Genomic DNA, 20,622 nt, shown 5'->3' with positions numbered 1-20,622 from the left:
ACAGATCATCGTTGTCAGCATTTGTATTTGGGGCTTACTTAGTTTTAGTGGACCAGTCCAAGCTAGTGGGTCTAAGACAGAGACAGTGGCCTATAAGATCCGCTATCAAGGCAAAACTTATTCAAAAAAAGCTTTAGTTTATGTTCCAGCTGATTATGATAAGCAAAAGAAATACGATGTGTTGTATTTCTTGCATGGTTCGGGGGATTCAGCGACTGGCTTTTATGAAAACAGTCACTATCAGCAGGTGTTAGATAAATTAGCCAAGCAAGGTAAGTTGAAGCATACATTGGTCGTCTTTCCAACATTTTATCCAAGCAAAGCTTTTGTTACGGGCGATTATCAAAAAGACGATAAATTAAGCCGTTTTTTTGCCCGAACTGAGCTCATGGGTGTCTTAGTACCTAAAGTTGAAGCTAAATATAGCACATATGCTAAAAGTACTGCCAAAAAAGAACTCCAGCAAACACGAGCACACCACACGTTAGAAGCGACTGTCACATTGTTTGAGCATTATGCAAAGCAGATATTTTAGGTGGATCCGATAAAAGCTAAGTTCGGTCAGCACCATATAAATAATGAGGGTTCTCACTTTGATGTGTTTGCACTAAAGAAAATGAAGCTATGAAAATTTATGATAAACTTTTAGTGAAATGACTTATCGTAAAAGGTCACTCGAATTTGATATGATCCCCTTAGAGTAGACACAGAAATAATAAAAATTCTGTGATTCTATTCTAGGGGGATTTTTTATGTCTAAAAGAACTACTAAACACACTATTGAAGAGCGATATGATGCTGTTACCAAGTATCTTAGTGGACAATGTTCTAGAACAGCTATTAGTAAAGAATATGGTATCGATAAAAGTACTTTATTGAATTGGATACGAAAATATCAGGCTAATGGTATGGATGGCTTGAAAGAGTCTCAAACGTGGAAAAGATATTCTCATTCTCTGAAACTAAATGCTGTCTCAGACTATTTGGAAAATAGCCATTCTTTACGCGAATGTTGTGATAAATATAATATCTCAAGCCCTGAAGTTTTAAGACAATGGGTAAACTTGTATACTAGTGGTAAAAGCTTTAAAACCACTGGAGGTACCAAAATGAAACGTGGCCGTAAGACTACTTTTAAAGAACGTTTGGAGATCGTTCAATATACTTTAGCTAATGATAAAGACTACAAAAAGGCGATCGATAAATATAAAATCTCATACTCTCAAGTCTATTCTTGGGTCAGAAAATTTGAAAAAGATGGCGAAGCTGCCCTTCAAGATAATCGTGGAAAGACCGTGAAAGATCGTGAATTTGAGACTTTATCCGAAACTGAACGCCTTAAACTCGAGATCTTACGCCTAAAAGAACGAAATGAATATTTAGAAACTGAGAATGTCATCTTAAAAAAATTGGACGAGATCGAAAGGAGGAGATCAATCTAGTACCTAAACAGATCTGTTTTAAAGCTATCAAGGAAGCCCTAGATGATGACCCTAAACTAAATGTCGGATCACTGTGTAAAATGTTAAAAGTCTCTCGTTCTGGCTATTATCGTTACTTAAGTGCACCTAAATCAAATCGATGCTTGGAAAACGAATGGCTAAGTGAGATCATCAAAAAGGAATTTCATGCTTTAAAGGGCATATACGGAGCACAACGCATCAAAATGTTGATCGGGCGAAAATACGACAAAAATTATAATCTAAAGCGTATCAAACGTTTAATGCGTAAACTAGATCTAGTGGCATCGATCAGAAGAAAACGCAAAAGCTGTACTAAGTCAGGGTATTCAAACTATGAAGAAAATATCTTAGACCGAGATTTTACAGCGAGATCTCCTAATAAGAAATGGGTGACTGATGTGACTTATTTGGAGTATGGTTCGGGTCAAAAAGCTTACCTAAGTGCTGTCAAAGATTTATACGATGGATATATCGTAAGTTTTGAGATCGGCAAGCATAATGATAATCCACTGGTAATGCGTACTTTGGAGAAAGCATTTAAAACATTAGAAGGAGACGATGATCTGTTGTTACACAGCGATCGGGGAGCACAGTACACCTCAAAAGAATATGTCCGTTTAACTTCGGAATACGCAGTACGTCGAAGTATGTCACGCGTAGCTAAATGTCTTGATAATGCGCCAATGGAAAGTTTTTGGAGCCACTTTAAAGCTGAGTGTTACAGCTGGAAAAAATATAAGATATATGAAGAGCTAGTCAAAGATATCAACGACTACATCAAGTTCTACAATACACAACGCTATCAAACAAAACTAAACAGCCTAACTCCGGAAGAATACCGAAATCAGGCTGCCTAGAATTTTAATTATTTAATTGTCTACTTGACGGGGCACAGTGCAAATTCGAGTGGCTTTTTTGCGTTACGCTAAATCTTGCGTAAAAGTATCAAAAACATATTGCTTGCATTTGGTCATACTTAGAACTATAATTGGACTATACCAATACGAAAAGGAGCAATGGATCATGGAAATTATTGTAGTTAAAGACAAATTTGAAGGTGGCAAAAAAGCAGCCGAGATTTTTAAACAAGAACATGATAGCGGTGCCAAAGTTTTTGGCTTAGCTACTGGTGGGACCCCAGAAACAACTTATGAACAAATAGTTGCAAGCGACCTTGACTTTAGCGATGATGTTTCAGTCAACTTGGATGAGTACGTCGGCTTAGCCCCTGATGATGAGCAAAGCTACCACTATTACATGCAACATCATCTTTTTGACAAAAAGCCATTCAAGAAGTCATATTTGCCAGATGGCACGAACCTTGATGAAAAAGCCGAGACTAAGCGTTATAGCCAAGTGATCGCCGATAATCCGATCGATCTACAACTTCTCGGGATCGGTGAAAATGGACATATTGGTTTCAATGAACCGGGAAGTTCCTTTGATTCAACGACTTCCAAGATCCATTTGACCGACTCAACGATCAAAGCCAATTCACGTTACTTTGACAACTACGAAGATGTGCCTAAATATGCTTATTCAATGGGTATCAGTGAGATCATGCGATCAAAGAAGATCTTGCTGGAAGCATTTGGCAAAAACAAAGCCGAAGCGATCAAAGCGATGGTCGAAGGTGAAGTGACGACTGATGTTCCCGCAAGTATTTTGCAAAAGCATCCAAATGTAACGGTGATCGTAGATGAAGAGGCTGCTTCATTGTTAAATTTAGACTAGAGTATCAGGGTACCAATAGAGATGTCGTTGGGCGCTGAAGCTGAGCTTTTTTGAGTTACCCGCAATCACTTTATTTTGAGGGGATCTATTTGAAGGATATGGTTTATTTTTACCGCGATCTTAGCTGATCATGATGTCAAAGTCGTGATCGGCTTTTTTGGTGATTTAAAAGAAAATTTTTTTATTATGGTATATAATGTCTATTGTGTAGCCACATTTTGGCTAAATACTGAGTTTAAATTGAAAAGCGAGAATCGAAATGAAAAACAAACTATTGTCCGGAACTTTTTGGATGATGCTTGGGAGTATCCTTTCACGGATCTTAGGGATCATATATCTTATCCCGTGGCTGATGATGATCGGTTCACCTAGTGATCAAAATGCTGCCCAGGCTATTTTTAATGCAGCTTATACACCGTATGCTCTTTTTCTATCGCTCGGAGTAGCTGGCTTTCCAACTGCGATCGCGCGCCAAGTTGCTGAGTATAATGGACAAAATCGCTTTAAAGATAGTGTCCATGTTTTTAAATACGGGATGTTGTTCATGCTCTTTACGGGTTCGTTGTGTGGGCTACTACTCTATATTTTTGCCCCAATGATCGCGCAAAGAAGTGCGGTCGTCTCGACTGAGGTAGCGACAACAGCGATCCGGGTGATGGTGCCGACCTTGATCATTTTGCCACCGATGAGTATGATCCGGGGCTTTTATCAAGGTAACTCCGATATGCAACCGATGGGCGTTTCTCAATTATGGGAACAATTGATCCGAGTGCTCTTTATTTTGGGAGCAACTTATTGGATCATGCTCGTCCAACATGGAAGTTACATCAAAGCGGTCAATTACAGTACATTTGCGACCTTTATCGGGGCTTTAGCAAGTTACATATATTTGATCGCCTATTCGAGAAAGCGTATGGGACATTACCGCGAACTTTACCATGAAAGTGTTCCGGTTCATGAGATGCATGTTTTTACGATCTTTAAAAATATTTTCAAAGAAGCTTTACCGTTTATCTTTGTTGGTTCAGCGATCACGATCTACCAATTTATCGATCAGCTGACCTTTAAAGATATCATGGTCGAGCTGACTGGCTTGGATGCGTTACAAGCTCAGGATCTATACACGTATTTTTCAGCTAACCCAAGTAAGATCACGACCGTCGTTATCTCGTTAACGATCGCGATCTCTGAATCTTCCTTGCCGTTATTAGCAACATTAGCCAAGCGAAATGACAAGCATCAGATCGGTAAAACGATCGCGCAAAATGTTGAATTGATGCTACTGACGCTTTTGCCAAGTTCGCTATTATTAGCGGTCTTGTCTTGGGAAGTAAACGGGGTATTTTTCCCCTTTAGTCGTTTGGGAGCCAATTTGTTAGCGTATGCTTTAGTTACAAGTATTGCACTGGCTTTGTTTACGGATTTCTTTACGATCGTTCAATCACTTGGTAAACATCACTTAGCTGTGCGTTATTTGACTTTAGGGATCATTTTAAAATTAGCCTTACAAGTTCCGTTGACCTATCTTTTTGGGGCGTACGGTGCTTTAAGTGCGACGACAGTGTCATTTTTACTGATCTCTTTAGGGGTGTATGGCCAGATCAAGAAGCATTATCTAGTAAGAGGTCAGATGAAAAATGTGAAGTTGATCATTGTGATCAATTTATTGGTAGCTTTAATGGCTTATCTGACAAACAAATTGATCAGTTTAGTTTATCTGCCACAAAATAAATTAACGGCCTTCTTGTATGCGGCGGTCTTTGGTGGAGCCTTTGTTCTGTTATATATCGCCTTGTTGAACAAGAGTGGCATCTTCAAAGAAGTCTTTGGTTTTAAAGTTAAATTAGCCGTCAAGGGCAAACATTAGTCGGATGCCTAAGTCGCGCAAGATGAATAACGCGGGTTCTAGCGTGCGGTGCCTTTTTGCATTGCGCTGGAGCCCGCGTTATTTCTGCTGGTCAATGATGCAAAAAGCGCATCCTTGCCGAACCTAGGCTATCTGTACGGCTCAGAGCGCATTTTTGCGCACTGAGATATTGTCGTGCTCCAAAATGCAGAGCCTAGCAGATAGCTACGGTTGGTCAAAGATGCCAAAAGCGCATCCTTGCCGAACCTAGGCTATCTGTACGGCTCAAAGCGCATTTTTGCGCACTGAGTTACTTTAGTTGACAGTTGATAATTTTTTTCTTAAACTTTCAGTGACTAAAAATTTATGGATGGAGATGTTATTGGTGAAACACACTAAATTCCTTACTGCATTAGGCGCCTTTTTATTGGTCGTCTTGACTTTGAGTGCGTGCGCTCCGAGTGAAGATGCCGTAAAAAATAGCTCCTCTTCAGCAAAATCTGATAAGAAAGTTACTTTAAATATTGGAACAATGCCAGCACCGGATTCTTTGCCATTATATGTTGCTCAAAAAGAAGGCTATTTTAAAGATCAAGACTTGGATGTCAAATTAACTAACTTTAAATCACCTAAAGAGCGTGATGCAGCGATCTCTGGGGGACAATTGGATGCTGCTGTGACTGATGTGGTCGCTTTAGCTAGTTATGTCAATGGTGACCTAGGTTGGAAGAGTGCTACTGGTCTGACCGGTTATTTTGGGATCGTCACAAGTGATGATAGTGTGAAAAATGTAGCTGATCTTAAAGGCAGATCAGTTGCAACTTTGCCACGTCAGACCCCAACATTTTATCTATATCAACAATTAAAGCAAAATGGTCTTTCGGCTAATGACGTAACGATCAAAGAAGTCCCAGCTATTCCAGCCCGTTTGCAATTGGTCGAACAAAAAAAAGCCGATGCTACGATCTTGCCTGATCCATTTTTGAGTATGGCTAAAGCAAGTGGGTTAAAAGAGATCGCTAAAAGTGATCCTAAGACTTACCAAACAACGATCCTTGGTGTAGATAAGAAATTAGGTGATGACAAGGCTACTTTGGCAAAATTGACGACAGCATATAATAAGGCAGTTGCTCAGATAAATAAGCATAAAGCTAGCGATTATCAAGAGATCTTGACCAAAGACCTCGGCTTCCCAGAAGCGGTTGCTAAAAACTACACTTTGCCTCATTATGAAAAAGCCGGGCGCGTCCCAGCTAAGATGCTTCAAGCAGCCCTCAACTACGCTAAAGAAGAGGGGATCTTGAAAAATTATATTGATGCTAGTCACTACCAATTACCGGTGGCTAAGTAATGTTTGAACTTGAGCACTTGACGATCGGATATGCAAAGCGTCAAGTCATCACCGATCTTAGCTTAACGATCCCTGAACAGACGATCTTAGCCATTTTAGGTCCATCTGGTAGTGGAAAAACAACGCTTTTAAATGCGATCGCAGGCTTACTACCTCATAGTGGTGAGATCTATTTAAATGCTAGACCAGTCACGCCTAAACAAGCAACACTCGCACTAGTGCCCCAAGATTATGGCTTGTTACCTTGGAAACGTGTCATACAAAACATCGAACTAGGGGCTAAGCCCAAAGGACAAAAGCTAGATAATAAAAAAATACAGCAGCTGTGTGAGACTTTGGAATTGACAGACGTTTTAATGCGTTATCCCAGTCAGCTTTCTGGGGGACAAAAGCAACGGGTGGCCTTAGCGCGGGCCTTTGCCTTGACACCTGAGCTATTATTGTTGGATGAAGCTTTTTCAGCTTTAGATACAGTGATCAAGCGCCGAGCCCAACAGTTATTTTTAGCACAGTGGCAACAAAGTCCGGTGACGACATTAATGGTCACGCATGATCTAAAAGAAGCTTTACAACTCAGTGACCAGATCTTGATCTTGACCAAAGACCAGCCACGTTTAATTAAAAATCCTCTTCAAGCGATCACATTTGCTAAACGCGATCACCCAGAGATCTTGACGCCGGCTTTGACGAAATTAGAAGGGTTGGTGTCAACATTATGGTAAAACGTGGACTGCAATTACTGTATGCTGTGCTCATCTTGCATGTTTTGTGGGCACTGGGGGCTTGGCTCGTGGATCGGCCACTTTTACCGACACCTTGGGCTGTATATATGTATTTTCCACACTTGCTGAATATGGATCTATGGTGGAATATCTACTTTAGTTTATATCGGCTGGCGCTGAGTTTAGTGTTTGCGACACTTATCGGTGTTCCATTAGGGATCATGAGTGTCCGGTTGCCCAAATTCGGAGCTTTATTTGAACCCTTAGTGTATTTTACGTATCCGATCCCAAAGATCGCTTTATTGCCTGTGATCATGCTGCTAGCGGGCTTAGGCAATGCCTCAAAGATCATCACGATCACTTTGATCATCGTCTTTCAGATCATCATCGGGGTCCGGGATGCAGTCAAACAGATCTCTCCCACGATGTATCAAGTACTAGATGTGCTGGCAGCGAATCGGTGGCAGACCTTTGTCAATGTTACGGGACCAGCGAGTTTGGCGGGCTTTTTTTCTGCGCTAAAGATCGCTTTAGGGACTGCCATTGCCACGCTCTTTTTCACGGAGATGTATGGGACACAGTATGGTATGGGGTACTATATCATGGATCAGTGGAATCGCTTGGATTATTTAGCGATGTTTGGCGGGATCATTGTGATCAGTGTGGTCTCATTTTTGTTGTTTTTAACGATCAGCGGTTTAGAGCGTTACTGCTTACGCTGGCAAAATAAATAATAGGTGAAAGTTCAGTCGCAAGGAGGCTGAACTTTTTTGTTGACATTTGTAAACTAAGGTGTATTATATAGTTGTGATTACAAATGTAAACGAAAGAGGGAGAAATAAATGGCACAAGCATTGACACTAGTTGTAGCAGTAGCTTTGATCGGATTTATCAGTTGGTGGTTCTTTGGCAAACATGAGCAAAAAGAGGTAAGTGCAACGATGAAAGACAAAAATTTGCAAAAAGTAAAAGTTGTAGTTGATGGGGGGTATACGCCAAACACGGTCGTTTTAAAAAAGGATGTCCCAGCTGAGATCATTTTTGAACGCAAAGATCCATCGGCATGTTTGGAAAAGGTCGTCTTTGAAGACTTTGGGATCAATGAGACTTTGCCAAAAGATCAAGACCATGTGATCAAGATCGATACGCACAAGGCGGGTGAATTCAATTATGCTTGTGGAATGAACATGTTTCATGGGAAGGTGGTCGTTAAATGATGTCATATCAAAAACGTTTTTGGCTTGCCTTAGTCTTATCGCTACCGATGTTGGTAGATATGATCTTGATGCCCTTTGGTGTAATGCTGCCCGGATACAATTGGATCGCACTGCTCACAACGACGCTGATCATGGCTTTGGCTGCTTATCCATTTTGGCGCAGTGCCTATGCAGCTTTTAAGCATCATAATGCCAATATGGACACCTTGGTGGCTTTAGGGACGGCAGTTGCATATTTTTATAGTATTTTTGCGATGGCAACGGGGCGTCCAGTGTACTTTGAAAGTGCCGCTTTCATCACGGTCTTTGTCTTATTAGGGCAAGTTTTTGAAGAAAGAATGCGCAACAATGCTTCGAGTGCTGTCGAAAAGCTCCTCGATCTGCAAGCTAAAGAAGCAACGATATTGCAAGCTGGTAAACCGGTCAAAATACCGTTAGATCAAGTTAAAGTTGGTGATCTGATCTTAGTCAAGCCAGGAGAAAAGATCGCAGTTGATGGCATCGTCGTTAAGGGCGATTCTTTAGTTGATGAATCGATGGTGACTGGAGAAAGTATGCCAGTTGAAAAAACAAAGGGCGAACCAGTTATCGGATCAACGTTAAATACCGATGGAACTTTGGTATTTGAAGCTAAAAAAGTTGGTGCAGAAACTTTACTAGCTCAGATCGTTGAATTGGTCAAAAAAGCTCAGACCAGTCATGCACCGATCCAAAAATTAACGGACAAGATCTCAAATTATTTTGTCCCGTTAGTAATGATATTAGCGATCGTAACTTATGTCGTTTGGTACGTCTTTTTAGGTGCAAGTGCGATCACAGCTCTGCTCTACGCGATCGCTGTGATCGTGATCGCTTGTCCGTGTGCGCTGGGATTAGCGACGCCAACAGCTTTGATGGTCGGAACAGGTCGGAGCGCTAAAATGGGCGTTTTGATCAAAAATGGTGAAGTTTTAGAGTTAGTTGATCAATTAAAAACGATCGTCTTAGATAAAACGGGGACGATCACTGAAGGAAAACCGGTCGTAACGGATGTGGTCGGTGCAAACAGCCGAGAAGTTTTGACGGTGGCAGCTAGTTTAGAAGCTACTTCAGAACACCCATTAGCCCAAGCGATCTTAAAACAAGCAGAACAAGAACAGTTACCATTAAGTCCAGTGACTGACTTTAAAGCCCAAAAAGGGATGGGGGTAACTGCCAAAGTTGAAGATCAGATAGCCTTTATCGGAAATGAACGTCTCTTGGGTAATGCTAAATTGACCAGCGAGCAACAACAAACGCTCCATAAATTACAAGCTCAAGGCAAAACCGTTTCCCTAGTTGGCTTAGCGGATAAAGTTATTGGTATGATCGCTATTCAAGATGCCCCCAAGCCGACTTCTAAGCAGGCTTTGGCATTATTGCAAGCTCAGGGCTTAAAGACCGTGATGTTGACAGGTGATAATGAACGAGCAGCTCAAGCGATCGCTAAAGAAGTTGGGATCGATGAAGTTATTGCTGGGGTCTTACCGCAAGAAAAAGCAAATTACATCGAACAAGAACAAAAACAAGGCAAAACTGCCTTTGTTGGGGATGGGATCAATGATGCGCCTGCTTTGACGACTGCAGATGTCGGGATCGCAATGGGAGCTGGTTCTGATATTGCGATCGAAGCTGGCGGGATCGTTTTAGTCCAAAATGATCTCATGGGTGTCGTTAAAGCTTTGAAGCTAAGTCAAAAGACCTTCCAACGGATCAAATTGAATTTGTTTTGGGCATTGATCTATAATGTGGTCGGGATCCCGATCGCAGCTGGTGTCTTTATGGCTTGGGGCTTGACGCTTAGCCCAGAATTAGCCGGACTAGCAATGGCCTTTAGCTCGATCTCAGTTGTCGGTAGTTCATTGTTGTTGAATAAAGTTAAGATATAAAAGTGTGGGCTAATGCAGTCAGCACTGTAAATAGGCAAGTAGCGGCTGGGCTAAGGCGCTACTTGCCTATTTACTTTATTAAACACGGTAACTTAGAGCAGCATTTTAACTATCCTTTCATCACAGCAACAAACCAAGTAAGCCTAAGATAACTTCGAGACCGACGATCTTATGAAACATCAAAACATTACGCGGAAAAGTTGTGACTTTATTGGGTGCTTTGACAAAGCCTTGGACTAGCTGATAAGTCACTTTTGACCGTGAAGAGGGACAACAAAATAAGCCAGGGTAGATACCCGAGGATCGCGCCTAGGATCAGTCCCAGATAGCTAAAAACATAATTAATTTGCAATAAAGTCAAACTGTGCTTGGTGCCTAGATAATAGGCAAGTGTTTTACGTCCGATCACAACATCTTCATCTTTGTCGCAGATATTATTGGCCAGCATGATGTTAGCGATCGTAAAGACAGCCGGCAAGGAGACGATGCTTCCTGTTAGCCAAAACCAATTATCGTAGGTCGGGGCATTATAGATATTGATATAAACTCCGAGCAAGACAATATTTAACACCATTGCTAAACCTGATAAAAGCTCGCCTAAAGGGGTTTTGAGTAGTGGATAGGGGCCACCAGAATAACAATAGCCGACTAAAAAGCTCACTCCTCCTAGAAATAATAGTGGCCATCCACTTAAGTAGACGAGATATAGTCCGCTGATCAAAAAGATAAGTAGCAAGATGCCCAATACGCTATAGGCCCATGGAATCGAGATCGCCAAGCGTTTGATAATGTTATTAGTGCTATCTTGTACCGTGGTCGAGTTTTGGTAACGGCGATAGTCACTTAATTGGTTATGCCCATTGACCGCTAAATGAAAGCATCAACAAGAAAGTCTCACCGAGATTTACGTGGTGATAATAATAAGCTGCCATGATCGTGCCCAAGAGCAAGGGCAAGACGGTCAGTAAGGTGGTTTGGGCTTGAACTAGAGCTTTAAAGCGTTGCATAACTTAGCACCTACTTTCCATAATAGACCAGGGTCTTAGTAGTGGGGGTCACCAGTAATTTAGTGAGCGAGGCATTAGCTGGTTCGCTTAGGTTTTGCAAATTTCTGATATCTAAAAGTAATGCTGCCAGTAATTTGAGTGTAAAACCGTGGCTGACGACTAAAAGTGTCTGGTCGGGATGCTTTTTAGTGACTTCAGCTAAAAAACTTTCAAGTTTGGCAGTAACTTGCGCATAGGTCGGTCCCCCGGAAACTTCCCATGAGTTAGGTAATAAGTTGTGATGCTCATCAAAATACGTTGGATATTGGGTATAAAGGTCGGCCAAAAGTTGACCATCCCAAGTCCCGTAGTCAAACTCGACTAACCGGTCATCTAAAGTTGGGGTAGCTGAGCTGATGAGTTTAGCGGTTTGGACGGCACGTTTGAGCGGGCTGGCATAGACTGCATCAAAACTTACGGTAGCTAGCTTGGCTTTAGCAGCTAAAGCCTGTTTTTTTCCGAGTTTGGTCAGTGGTGTGTCGATCTTGCTACCTTGCATGATCTGCGCTAAATTAGCCTCGCTTTGCCCGTGACGTACACAATAGATAGTTGTCATGATAAATTCCCCCATTTCTGCTTAAATTCTAGTGCAAGCTTGATTTGAAAGTAAACAAAAAAGCCCTGAAAAACAGGACTTTTTCGTTTAGTATCAAAATTACTTGTTCAATGGTTTCCATTCCCAAGCTTCGACTTCAGGTAGGTCAGTACCTTCATCACGAATGTATTGGTGATGTTTTGCAATGATGCTGTCCATTTCAGCAACTAATTCGCCGTATTTGTCTGGCTCAGGCAAGCTCAAGACAGCTGATTTCACTAAGTCAAAACGATCCATTTGGTTTAGGACACGCATGTCAAATGGTGTTGTGATGTCACCATTTTCACGGTAACCGTGGATCTTTAGATTGTGGTTGTGGCGATCAAAGAAGATGTCACGGATCAAACCTTCAAAGCCGTGGAAGGCAAAGACAACTGGCTTGTCTTTAGTGAAGTACATATCAAATTCATCATCGCTCAAACCACGTGGGTCAACTTTAGGACTTCTGAGTTTCAACAAGTCAACAACATTGATGAAGCGGATCTTGAGGTCAGGTAATTTTTCATGCAAGATCGAGATCGCAGCCAAGGTCTCCAAGTTAGGTTCTGTCCCTGCTGCTGCAAAGACAACATCAGGCTCAGCGTTTTGATCGGTCGAAGCCCAATCGATGATCTTAAGCCCCTTGTCAACTAATTCTTTAGCTTCAGCAGCTGAGTAGAATTGTTCACGTGGGTGCTTAGATGAAACGATCAAGTTGATCTTGTCACGGTCGTTTAGGACTTTGTCAAAGACGGCCAACAAGGAGTTTGCATCAGCTGGCAAGTATTCACGGATAAATTCAGGTTTCTTGTCAGCTAAGTGACCTAAAAGACCTGGATCTTGGTGAGTGTAACCATTGTGGTCTTGTTGGAATACCGTTGAAGTAGCCACTACGTTTAAGGAAGGCACTTCTGTTCGCCAAGGAATTTCTTTAGCTTTGCGCAACCACTTGAAGTGTTGGGTCAACATGGAGTCAACGACACGTAAGAAAGCTTCGTATGAGGCGAAGAAACCGTGGCGCCCAGTCAAGACGTAACCTTCTAAGAAGCCTTCGTCTTGGTGTTCAGATAATTGTGAGTCGATGATCCGGCCTTGTGGTGCCATGAATTCATCGTTAGGTTCTTTGATATCTAACATCCATTGCCGGCTTGTTTCTTTGAAGATCGGGGCTAAACGGTTAGACATCGTTTCGTCAGGTCCGAAGATGCGGAAGTTCTTGTTAGTATCGTTTAATTTAACGACATCTTCAAGATAACGACCTAAAACCGTCATATCTTGTTCTTTATTCTTACCTGGAGTTGTTGTATCCACAGCATAGTTGCGGAAATCAGGTAAAGCTAGATCACGGATCAATGAACCAGGATTTGTGTGTGGGTTCATCGCCATTCGTTTATTGCCCTTAGGTGTTAATTCAGCCACTTCAGGGACTAAAGCACCTTTTTCATCAAATAATTCTTCTGGGCGATAGCTTTCTAACCATTCGACCAAAGCATCAGCATGTTGCATATCATTTTGGTCAACTGGGATCGGAATTTGATGAGCTCTAAAGGAGTCTTCGATCGGCTTACCATCCCATTCTTTTGGACCAGTCCAACCTTTAGGGGCACGGAAGACGATCATTGGCCATACAGGTAATGAATTGTCATTGTTCTTGCGTGCATTTTCTTGGATCGATTTGATCTTTTCGATAGCTTTATCTAAGCCAGCAGCCATTTCTGGGTGCATCTTTTCAGGGTCAGTCCCTTCAACAAAGATCGGATCCCAGCCAAGCCCTTCGAAATATTTGCGTAAGTTTTCATCTGATTCACGTGACAAGATCGTTGGGTTGGAGATCTTAAAGCCATTTAAGTTTAAGATCGGTAACACAGCCCCGTCATTTATAGGGTTGATGAACTTGTTTGACATCCAAGAAGCAGCTAACGGACCAGTTTCAGCTTCACCGTCACCAACAACAGCAGCAACGATCAGATCAGGATTATCTAAGACAGCCCCAGTTGCGTGGGAGATCGAGTAACCCAATTCGCCACCTTCATGGATCGAGCCTGGTGTTTCAGGAGCAGCGTGGGAAGCGACCCCACCTGGGAATGAGAAGCGCTTGAAGAGTTTCTTCATACCTTCAACATCTTGTGTGATCTCAGGGAAAAGTTCAGTATAACTACCATCAAGATATGAGTTAGAAACCATAACTTGACCACCGTGACCTGGACCTTCGATATAGAACATATCAAGATCATATTTGTTGATAACACGGTTCAAGTGAGCATAGATAAAGTTTTGTCCCGCGATCGTACCCCAGTGGCCGATCGGTTTGACTTTCACGTCAGATGCTTCAAGTGGGCGACGTAATAATGGGTTGTCTTTTAAGTAAAGTTGTCCCACAGAAACATAGTTAGCGGCACGCCAGTAAGCATCAAGTTTGTTTAAATATTCTTTAGATGAGTAATCTACAGTCATGGCGAGATCTCCTTTGTTAATTTTTTCTACACTTCTATAATAACGCTTTCCTTAGAGATGTCAACCATTTTGAATATTGGGACGTACCAAATATATAAAGCGCGGAATGAATGCCTATAATAAAGGTTTTTTGCTTGGAATTTCTTTTTGCTCTTGGAGCTTGATCACTTCGATATCACGTGAGATCATCAATTCTTCATCAGTCGGAACCAACAAAGCAGCGATCTTAGAATCAGGTTTAGTGATAAAGCCTTCTTCACCCTTAGAATTGAGCGTGTCATCTAGGTTGACGCCCATGAATTCGAGTTCGTCACAGACTAACTTTCTGATCACATCAGAATTTTCCCCGATCCCAGCGGTAAAGACGATCCCATCTAAGCCTTTCATTTCGGCGTAGTATTGCCCAATATAGCGTACGATATTTTTGACAAAGAGCGTAACTGCGATCTGAGCGCGTTTGTTGCCGGCATCTTTGGCAGCGATGACGTCGCGCATATCAGATGAGACGCCCGAGATCCCTAAAAGTCCAGAGTGTCTAGTCAAGATCGAGATCATTTCTTCTGGATCAGTGATATTTAGTTTTTTCATCATGTAGGTGACTAATTCGACATCAACGTCACCTGAACGCGTAGCCATCGTAACTCCAGTCAGCGGTGTGAACCCCATCGTCGTATCAAAGGACTTGCCATCTTTGACCGCACATAAAGAAGAACCAGCTCCCAAATGACAAGTGATCAACTTGAGTTCTTTGAGCGGTTTGTGCATCAGTGAAGCTGCTTGGCGCGCGACATAGCGGTGACTGATCCCGTGAGCTCCATAGCGCCGAACGCCATATTTTTCGTACCATTCAAAGGGTACACTGTAGAGATAATTTTTTTCTGGGATCGAATGATGATAGGCGGTGTCAAAGGAAGCGACAGCTAAAGCATTTGGCAAAAGTTTTTTGAAGACTTTGATACCTAGAAGATTGGCCGGATTGTGTAAACGAGCTAAGTCACTGAGCTCAGCGATCTTTTGGATCACATCATCGTCGATAACGACGGAATGATCGAAGTATTCGCCCCCAGCTACAACACGATGGCCGACTGCGGTGATCTCGCTTAGGTCTTTGATCAAATGGAGTTCGACCAAAAGTTTCAACAAGAGATCGACGGCAAAAGCATGATCTGGGATCGGCAGTTCTTGGTGATATTTTTGCCCGTTATACTTGACGGTCACGCTAGAACCTTTGATCGAGATCCGATCGATCAGCCCGCTTGCTAAAACATCTTCGGTGGGGATCGCAAATAATTTGAATTTTAAGCTAGAACTACCAGAGTTGATGATCAACGTTTTTTCCATAATGAGGTAAACCCCTTTCATATAGTTAGATCCATTACTATCATAAGCTAACTAGTACCCGATGTAAACGCTTTAGTTTGTGAAGTGATGAGCTATCATAGTGGAAATAACGTCTAGTAAATAACAAAGGGAACACCCTGATGCGTCTGTTGCATCATAGTGTTCCCATTATTTAAAGTAATTAACTCACAAACTCACTTGGATTTAATTTAAAAAAGCTAAAAAGCCATATAAAACGATGAGCATCACAGCTAAGCCCCATTGCCATTTAGGTAGGTGATCTTGAAAGCTAAAAGTTCGCGGATAGCCCTCTAAAAAGCCTTGGACCCGCATTGCTTGCGCTAGCGCATCGGACCATTGGATGGAAGTTACGATCAATTTTAGGTAGAGTGCGGGGGTATAAAAATGATAAGGCTGTTGTTTGTTCAAAGCAGCATAACGCATCGAGCGGAGTTGCTTTTGTAAAGCATTGACCATGTTAGCAGCGGCTAAAAAGCCATAAACAAAGGTCTGGGAGAGCTTGAGATGTAAGACTAAGCTAAATAAGATCTCCTCTAAACTCGCAGTCAAAAGTAGACAACAGCCTAACAATAAATAGCAAAAGAGGCGACTGGTGTATAGAGCTGCATTGGCCCAAGCGTTTGTTTGACTAAAGGCGATAAAAGACCACCAAGTTCCACATGCGAGGGGCAAGCTGATCAATAAGATAAGCCCAAGCTTTTTAAAAGCTACTCGTTGACTAGCAAGATAGAGCAAACACAGAGCACAAAGAGTGATATTTAGCCATAAAACATGGCTAAAAGCGAGCAATATCCCTAGCCCGAGCATGAGGATGACTTGGATCGTAGGATTTAAGCGGAATTTTGTCAAGTTTGGTATCCCCCTAGCTTTAACGTCTGTTCTTCCAAAATAAGTTCATAGTCCAAATGTTCAGTGATCCCTACGCGTTGATGTGAGGTCAATAAGACAGTGGTCTGCTCAGCGCGACAACTGTCTTTGAGCAAAGTCAAGCAAGTTTGGATACTAGCTTGATCGAGATTGGCGAAGGGCTCATCTAAAAGCAAGACCGGTTGCCCCATCGCTAAAACACTTAAAAATTGGAGTTTTTGTTGTTGGCCACCGGAGAGTTGGTAAACAGAGTGGTGCGCAAGTTCAGTTAATCCAAGGGCCTGTTTTGCATAAAAGAATCGCTCTTTAGTCCAATAGTGGGGAGCTAAAGTGTTTTGACTGACAAGGGCGAGTTCTTCTTGAACGGTCGCACAACTAAATTGCGCAGTCGCTTCTTGAAGCATAAGCCCGACTTTTTTTGCCCAACGCTGTTTGAAAAAACGGGGTGGACGTTGCCCAGCATAACTCAAATTTCCTTGATAGGGGATAAGGGTACAAAGCGCTTGAAATAAACTCGATTTACCTACCCCATTTGCTCCGCTTAACAGCCCGAGTTGTCCTTTTGGAAGTGTAAGATCATGCGGTTTTAGCAATAGCTTGTTGCTTCGAGTTAAACTGAGCTGTTTCCAAGTCAATTTCCCGGGTTTTAATGGTTGCCAACGTAAAGGTACAGGGCTGGCCAACGTCGATCTACTCAAGTTAAACTTGATGAGTCGACTGTGATCAGCATTGAAGCGATAGGCAAAATCAAGTAAGTCTTGGTAGCCACTAGGATCATGATCAGCGATGATAAAAGTCTTGCCTTGTTTTTTTAATTTCAATAATAGCTTTAGCAGTTTATTTTTACTGGTCGGATCAACGTTAGCAAAGGGTTCATCGAGTAAGATGATCTCACTTTCAGTTGCCAGTACACAGGCGAGGGCCGCTTGTTGTTTTTGCCCACCTGACAGCGTAGAGAGTTGACGATCTTTGAGCGAAGTTAGTTCTAATTCTTGCAAGATATGTTGTTTTTTGGCGGTGATCTGATCAGCTGGTAGTTGTAAATTTTCAAGGACAAAGGTCAATTGTTGGTCTAAAGTCGCCATGCAAAAGCGTTTGTCAGGATCTTGAAATAGCATACCGATACGTTTAGCTCGCTCAAAGGGCACGATCTGTTCGAGGGGCTGACCTTCTAAAAAGACGCCACCATTAGTGATCTGTCCGCCAAATTGAGGATATAGTCCACAAAGCAATTTAAAAAAGGTCGATTTACCACTGCCCAGAGGAGTTGCTAATAAGCTGCAAGTTTGAGGTTCGACGCAAAAATCTAGCTTTTTAAAGAGCGGTGGTCGATCTGGAGCATGGCTAAATGTCAGCTCTCTAAGTTCTAATTTGACCATCAGACACGCACCTTAGCTTTCGAGACGAGCTTTGCGATCTGGTAGATAAGTACGCCATCAAAAAAGGCTAAAGAGAGTAGCCGAATACCAAATAAAGTCAATAACATTGAAAGCGGATAGGCCTGATACCCACTTTGGAAATAGTCCCAAATAAAGGTCACACCGGCTGAAAAGATCACAGATAGGGTCAGTGCTTTTTTGCCAAAATTTTTATAGCCACAAGTCAAAAAGCCTAACTCACTAGCGCTTCCTTGCAAAGCCCCGGTGATCAAGTTAGCGGCGCCCCAGCTGGAAAAAAGTAGCATTTCTGCGGTCGCAGCGAGAAATTCGCCTAGGAAAGCTGCACCCCGACGTTTCAATAAGATCGCCGCTAGTGGTCCTGCCATCAGCCAGATCCCAAGCATCAGATCATTAGCGTAAGGTTTGAGAAAAGTCGCCGCTAAAGCATAGTATAAATAGCTCGCACCTTGATAGATCAAACCAAAAAAGGCAGCTAAGAGGGCAAGAAAGATAATGTCTTTGACTTGCCAATGTTGTTTTGTTGAATTTGGATCGTATGTTTGCATACAAAAACCCCCTGCTTAGATTATATAAGCAGGGGTGTGGTGGTTTGGGCGCACAAAAAATGCTAAGCTCCCTCCGCTGGTATTAACCAGATCAGGTGATATGGGTATCTCTCAGCCAAACGGCACCCCAGCTTATATCGCTCACAGTATAGCAATGTTTATGTGAGCTGTAAAATATTATGCTTATTGCGCAACACTGACAAAAGTATTGAATTTCAAATATTTGTAGTGGAAACGCATGTGTGAATATTCAAACGGTGTTCCGTTATCTAAGAAAAAGACGCCTTCCATGATCCCAGTTGGTTCGTGCTCAGTTAAGCCTAATAGTTCACGATCGTTAGGCGTTGATGGCTCCGCGAAGACTGAGAGAAACGATTTGGTGACAGATTGATTATGCTTATCTTGCATATAGTTAAAGATCGATCCCTTGATCGTTTGTTGATTTAATTTAGGCACGATCTTGATCGGAATATAGCCTGTTTCGATCATAAATGGTTGGTCATCGAAAAGACGTAAGCGCACGATCTTGTAGACAAAATCTTCTGGCTCTAAGAAGAGATCGCGTTGTAATTCTTCACTGGGACGTTCAACGTCAAAACTTAGGACTTTGATCTTAGGTTTTTTCCCGTCCATTTGGAAGTTATCAGTGACCCCTAAGTTAGAACCTTCTTCGTAGTTGAAGACCGATTCATTTTTGAGATATAGAGGATTGATAAAAGTTCCTGAGCCTCTTTTTTTGAAGATGATCCCGTCATTTGCCATGCGATTCAAAGCGCGCTTGATCGAGCTACGACTAACATCATATTGACTGGCAAGCGTACGTTCATCGGGTAGTTTCATATCGGGGAATTCATGATCAAAGATCTTTTGTTTGAGATCAGAGATGATCTGTTTATAAATAAGTTCGGCCGTAGTTCTCACCCTTTCACTAGTTCTTATTAAATTCTAGTTAACCACAAGAAGAGTAAAACAACAAGAAATAAAAAAATAATATGAGTTTTACTAAAATTTTACTAACTATTTTGACAAATAAATGGTAGAATATCTTTGAGAGAATTGAAACTCATCTGCTGGGAGGAAATAAAATGTCAGTTTTAGTTTTAGGTGGCGCTGGCTATATCGGTTCACACACAGTTGACCGCTTAGTAGACCAAGGCCAAGATGTTGTAGTAGTTGACAGCTTAGTGACAGGTCATAGAGCTGCAGTCAATGATAAGGCGAAGTTTTATCAAGGCGATCTTGCAGATCAAGATTTCATGCGTAAGGTATTTACAGAAAATCCTGAGATCGATGCAGTGATCCACTTTGCTGCTTACTCATTGGTCGCAGAATCGATGAAAAAACCATTGAAGTATTTTGATAACAACACGGCTGGGATGATCAAGTTGTTAGAAGTTATGAATGAATTTGATATCAAAAATATCGTCTTCTCATCAACGGCAGCAACTTATGGTATTCCTGAAAAGATGCCGATCATGGAAAGTGATCCCCAAGATCCGATCAACCCTTATGGTGAAAGTAAGTTGATGATGGAAAAGATCATGCGTTGGGCAGATGAAGCATACGGGACAAAATTTGTCGCATTGCGCTATTTCAACGTGGCAGGGGCTAAGCCAGATGGTTCGATAGGTGAAGATCATGGTCCAGAAACACATTTGATCCCGATCGTTTTACAAGTAGCTCAAGGCAAGCGTGATAAATTACAGATCTTTGGTGATGATTACAACACACCAGATGGAACGAACGTGCGTGATTATGTGCACCCATTTGACTTAGCGGATGCTCACATTTTAGCGGTAGATTACTTACGTAAGGGTAACGAGTCTAACGCATTCAACTTAGGTTCTTCGACAGGTTTCTCCAACCTTGAGATCGTTGAAGCAGCTCGCAAGGTAACGGGTAAAGAGATCCCAGCTGAGATCGCCCCAAGACGTGGCGGTGATCCGGATTCCTTGATCGCAAGTTCCGACAAAGCCCGTGAGATCTTAGGCTGGAAGCCACAGTTCGACAACATCGAACGCATCATCGAAACTGCTTGGGCATGGCATTCAAGTCATCCAAACGGTTATGATGACAAATAAGAAGTGCAATTCAGAGCGTTAAGAGACGTATAAATAAGAGTCCCCGACATTAT

Annotated in this window: 18 protein-coding genes, 1 pseudogene and 1 riboswitch; of the genes and pseudogenes, 10 read left to right on the top strand and 9 right to left on the bottom strand. The window is 42.1% G+C overall.

Features of this window, described 5'->3' with window-relative positions:
• The 9 genes and pseudogenes from LMU01S_RS07210 to LMU01S_RS07165 form a co-directional block, all read left to right on the top strand.
• Positions 1-535: alpha/beta hydrolase (locus tag LMU01S_RS07210; protein WP_263850214.1), on the top strand; the 535-nt coding region annotated here is incomplete at its 5' end.
• Positions 536-752: 217 nt separating this feature from the next.
• Positions 753-2,320: pseudogene (locus tag LMU01S_RS10310) on the top strand (IS3 family transposase).
• A gap of 166 nt (positions 2,321-2,486) precedes the next feature.
• A complete protein-coding gene (locus LMU01S_RS07195; protein WP_056960286.1) occupies positions 2,487-3,197 on the top strand; it encodes a glucosamine-6-phosphate deaminase in 711 nt (236 codons plus the stop codon).
• 259 nt (positions 3,198-3,456) lie between these two features.
• Positions 3,457-5,064, top strand: coding sequence for a putative polysaccharide biosynthesis protein (locus tag LMU01S_RS07190; protein ID WP_056960288.1), 1,608 nt, complete (start codon positions 3,457-3,459; stop codon positions 5,062-5,064).
• 355 nt (positions 5,065-5,419) lie between these two features.
• Positions 5,420-6,394 (top strand): ABC transporter substrate-binding protein, encoded by a 975-nt coding sequence (locus LMU01S_RS07185; protein WP_225354617.1) that lies wholly within the window; start codon positions 5,420-5,422, stop codon positions 6,392-6,394.
• Positions 6,394-7,116 carry an ABC transporter ATP-binding protein gene (locus LMU01S_RS07180; RefSeq protein ID WP_056960289.1) on the top strand — a complete coding sequence of 241 codons (723 nt, stop codon included), beginning with the start codon at positions 6,394-6,396 and terminating at the stop codon, positions 7,114-7,116. The genes LMU01S_RS07185 and LMU01S_RS07180 overlap by 1 nt, the downstream gene beginning before the upstream one ends.
• Positions 7,110-7,850: an ABC transporter permease gene (locus LMU01S_RS07175; protein WP_056960291.1), complete on the top strand. Its 741-nt coding sequence runs from the start codon at positions 7,110-7,112 to the stop codon at positions 7,848-7,850. The genes LMU01S_RS07180 and LMU01S_RS07175 overlap by 7 nt, the downstream gene beginning before the upstream one ends.
• Before the next feature lie 108 nt (positions 7,851-7,958).
• Complete coding sequence (locus LMU01S_RS07170; protein WP_056960292.1) at positions 7,959-8,333, top strand: cupredoxin domain-containing protein; 375 nt, start codon at positions 7,959-7,961, stop codon at positions 8,331-8,333.
• Entirely contained in the window at positions 8,330-10,240 is a 1,911-nt protein-coding gene (locus tag LMU01S_RS07165; protein WP_056960294.1) for a copper-translocating P-type ATPase, read from the top strand. The genes LMU01S_RS07170 and LMU01S_RS07165 overlap by 4 nt, the downstream gene beginning before the upstream one ends.
• Positions 10,241-10,448: 208 nt before the next feature.
• Here LMU01S_RS07165 and LMU01S_RS10715 read toward each other — a convergent pair whose 3' ends face one another.
• The 9 genes from LMU01S_RS10715 to LMU01S_RS07125 all read right to left on the bottom strand — a co-directional run bounded on the left by LMU01S_RS10715 (position 10,449) and on the right by LMU01S_RS07125 (position 19,409).
• The gene (locus LMU01S_RS10715; protein ID WP_237756804.1) at positions 10,449-10,961 is read right to left on the bottom strand and encodes a UbiA family prenyltransferase; all 513 of its coding nucleotides are present in this window, start codon (positions 10,959-10,961) and stop codon (positions 10,449-10,451) included.
• A gap of 130 nt (positions 10,962-11,091) precedes the next feature.
• Complete coding sequence (locus tag LMU01S_RS10710) at positions 11,092-11,247, bottom strand: hypothetical protein (protein WP_225354615.1); 156 nt, start codon at positions 11,245-11,247, stop codon at positions 11,092-11,094.
• A gap of 10 nt (positions 11,248-11,257) precedes the next feature.
• The gene (locus LMU01S_RS07155) at positions 11,258-11,842 is read right to left on the bottom strand and encodes a histidine phosphatase family protein (protein ID WP_056960296.1); all 585 of its coding nucleotides are present in this window, start codon (positions 11,840-11,842) and stop codon (positions 11,258-11,260) included.
• A gap of 99 nt (positions 11,843-11,941) precedes the next feature.
• Entirely contained in the window at positions 11,942-14,314 is a 2,373-nt protein-coding gene (locus LMU01S_RS07150; protein ID WP_056960299.1) for a phosphoketolase family protein, read from the bottom strand.
• A gap of 114 nt (positions 14,315-14,428) precedes the next feature.
• The gene (locus tag LMU01S_RS07145; protein WP_056960300.1) at positions 14,429-15,655 is read right to left on the bottom strand and encodes an acetate/propionate family kinase; all 1,227 of its coding nucleotides are present in this window, start codon (positions 15,653-15,655) and stop codon (positions 14,429-14,431) included.
• Between the two features lie 204 nt (positions 15,656-15,859).
• Positions 15,860-16,525 carry an energy-coupling factor transporter transmembrane component T family protein gene (locus LMU01S_RS07140; protein WP_056960302.1) on the bottom strand — a complete coding sequence of 222 codons (666 nt, stop codon included), beginning with the start codon at positions 16,523-16,525 and terminating at the stop codon, positions 15,860-15,862.
• Positions 16,522-17,922, bottom strand: a complete 1,401-nt coding sequence (locus tag LMU01S_RS07135; RefSeq protein WP_056960304.1) for an ATP-binding cassette domain-containing protein — start codon at positions 17,920-17,922, stop codon at positions 16,522-16,524. The genes LMU01S_RS07140 and LMU01S_RS07135 overlap by 4 nt, the downstream gene beginning before the upstream one ends.
• Positions 17,922-18,488 carry an ECF transporter S component gene (locus LMU01S_RS07130; protein WP_056960306.1) on the bottom strand — a complete coding sequence of 189 codons (567 nt, stop codon included), beginning with the start codon at positions 18,486-18,488 and terminating at the stop codon, positions 17,922-17,924. The genes LMU01S_RS07135 and LMU01S_RS07130 overlap by 1 nt, the downstream gene beginning before the upstream one ends.
• 51 nt (positions 18,489-18,539) lie before the next feature.
• A riboswitch (TPP riboswitch) is annotated at positions 18,540-18,628 on the bottom strand.
• A gap of 43 nt (positions 18,629-18,671) precedes the next feature.
• The gene (locus LMU01S_RS07125) at positions 18,672-19,409 is read right to left on the bottom strand and encodes a GntR family transcriptional regulator (protein WP_004050459.1); all 738 of its coding nucleotides are present in this window, start codon (positions 19,407-19,409) and stop codon (positions 18,672-18,674) included.
• Between the two features lie 164 nt (positions 19,410-19,573).
• Here LMU01S_RS07125 and galE point away from each other — a divergent pair, with 164 nt between their 5' ends.
• Positions 19,574-20,569 carry a UDP-glucose 4-epimerase GalE gene (gene galE, locus LMU01S_RS07120; RefSeq protein ID WP_004050456.1) on the top strand — a complete coding sequence of 332 codons (996 nt, stop codon included), beginning with the start codon at positions 19,574-19,576 and terminating at the stop codon, positions 20,567-20,569.
• Positions 20,570-20,622 lie beyond the last annotated feature (53 nt).

Source organism: Ligilactobacillus murinus DSM 20452 = NBRC 14221, from assembly GCF_001591685.1.
GTDB classification, from domain to species: domain Bacteria; phylum Bacillota; class Bacilli; order Lactobacillales; family Lactobacillaceae; genus Ligilactobacillus; species Ligilactobacillus murinus.
Note: the sequence above shows the minus strand (reverse complement) of the source record. Positions and strands in the feature narration are given on the sequence as shown.

Excerpts from the sequence above, each read along its gene's own strand:
- LMU01S_RS07145 (WP_056960300.1), bottom strand. The coding sequence starts at position 15,655 with ATGGAAAAAACGTTGATCATCAACTCTGGTAGTTCTAGCTTAAAATTC.
- LMU01S_RS07135 (WP_056960304.1), bottom strand. The coding sequence starts at position 17,922 with ATGGTCAAATTAGAACTTAGAGAGCTGACATTTAGCCATGCTCCAGAT.
- LMU01S_RS07180 (WP_056960289.1), top strand. The coding sequence starts at position 6,394 with ATGTTTGAACTTGAGCACTTGACGATCGGATATGCAAAGCGTCAAGTC.
- galE (WP_004050456.1), top strand. The coding sequence starts at position 19,574 with ATGTCAGTTTTAGTTTTAGGTGGCGCTGGCTATATCGGTTCACACACA.
- LMU01S_RS07130 (WP_056960306.1), bottom strand. The coding sequence starts at position 18,488 with ATGCAAACATACGATCCAAATTCAACAAAACAACATTGGCAAGTCAAA.
- LMU01S_RS07155 (WP_056960296.1), bottom strand. The coding sequence starts at position 11,842 with ATGACAACTATCTATTGTGTACGTCACGGGCAAAGCGAGGCTAATTTA.
- LMU01S_RS07195 (WP_056960286.1), top strand. The coding sequence starts at position 2,487 with ATGGAAATTATTGTAGTTAAAGACAAATTTGAAGGTGGCAAAAAAGCA.
- LMU01S_RS07185 (WP_225354617.1), top strand. The coding sequence starts at position 5,420 with ATGTTATTGGTGAAACACACTAAATTCCTTACTGCATTAGGCGCCTTT.
- LMU01S_RS10710 (WP_225354615.1), bottom strand. The coding sequence starts at position 11,247 with ATGCAACGCTTTAAAGCTCTAGTTCAAGCCCAAACCACCTTACTGACC.
- LMU01S_RS07165 (WP_056960294.1), top strand. The coding sequence starts at position 8,330 with ATGATGTCATATCAAAAACGTTTTTGGCTTGCCTTAGTCTTATCGCTA.
- LMU01S_RS07170 (WP_056960292.1), top strand. The coding sequence starts at position 7,959 with ATGGCACAAGCATTGACACTAGTTGTAGCAGTAGCTTTGATCGGATTT.
- LMU01S_RS07175 (WP_056960291.1), top strand. The coding sequence starts at position 7,110 with ATGGTAAAACGTGGACTGCAATTACTGTATGCTGTGCTCATCTTGCAT.
- LMU01S_RS07190 (WP_056960288.1), top strand. The coding sequence starts at position 3,457 with ATGAAAAACAAACTATTGTCCGGAACTTTTTGGATGATGCTTGGGAGT.
- LMU01S_RS07150 (WP_056960299.1), bottom strand. The coding sequence starts at position 14,314 with ATGACTGTAGATTACTCATCTAAAGAATATTTAAACAAACTTGATGCT.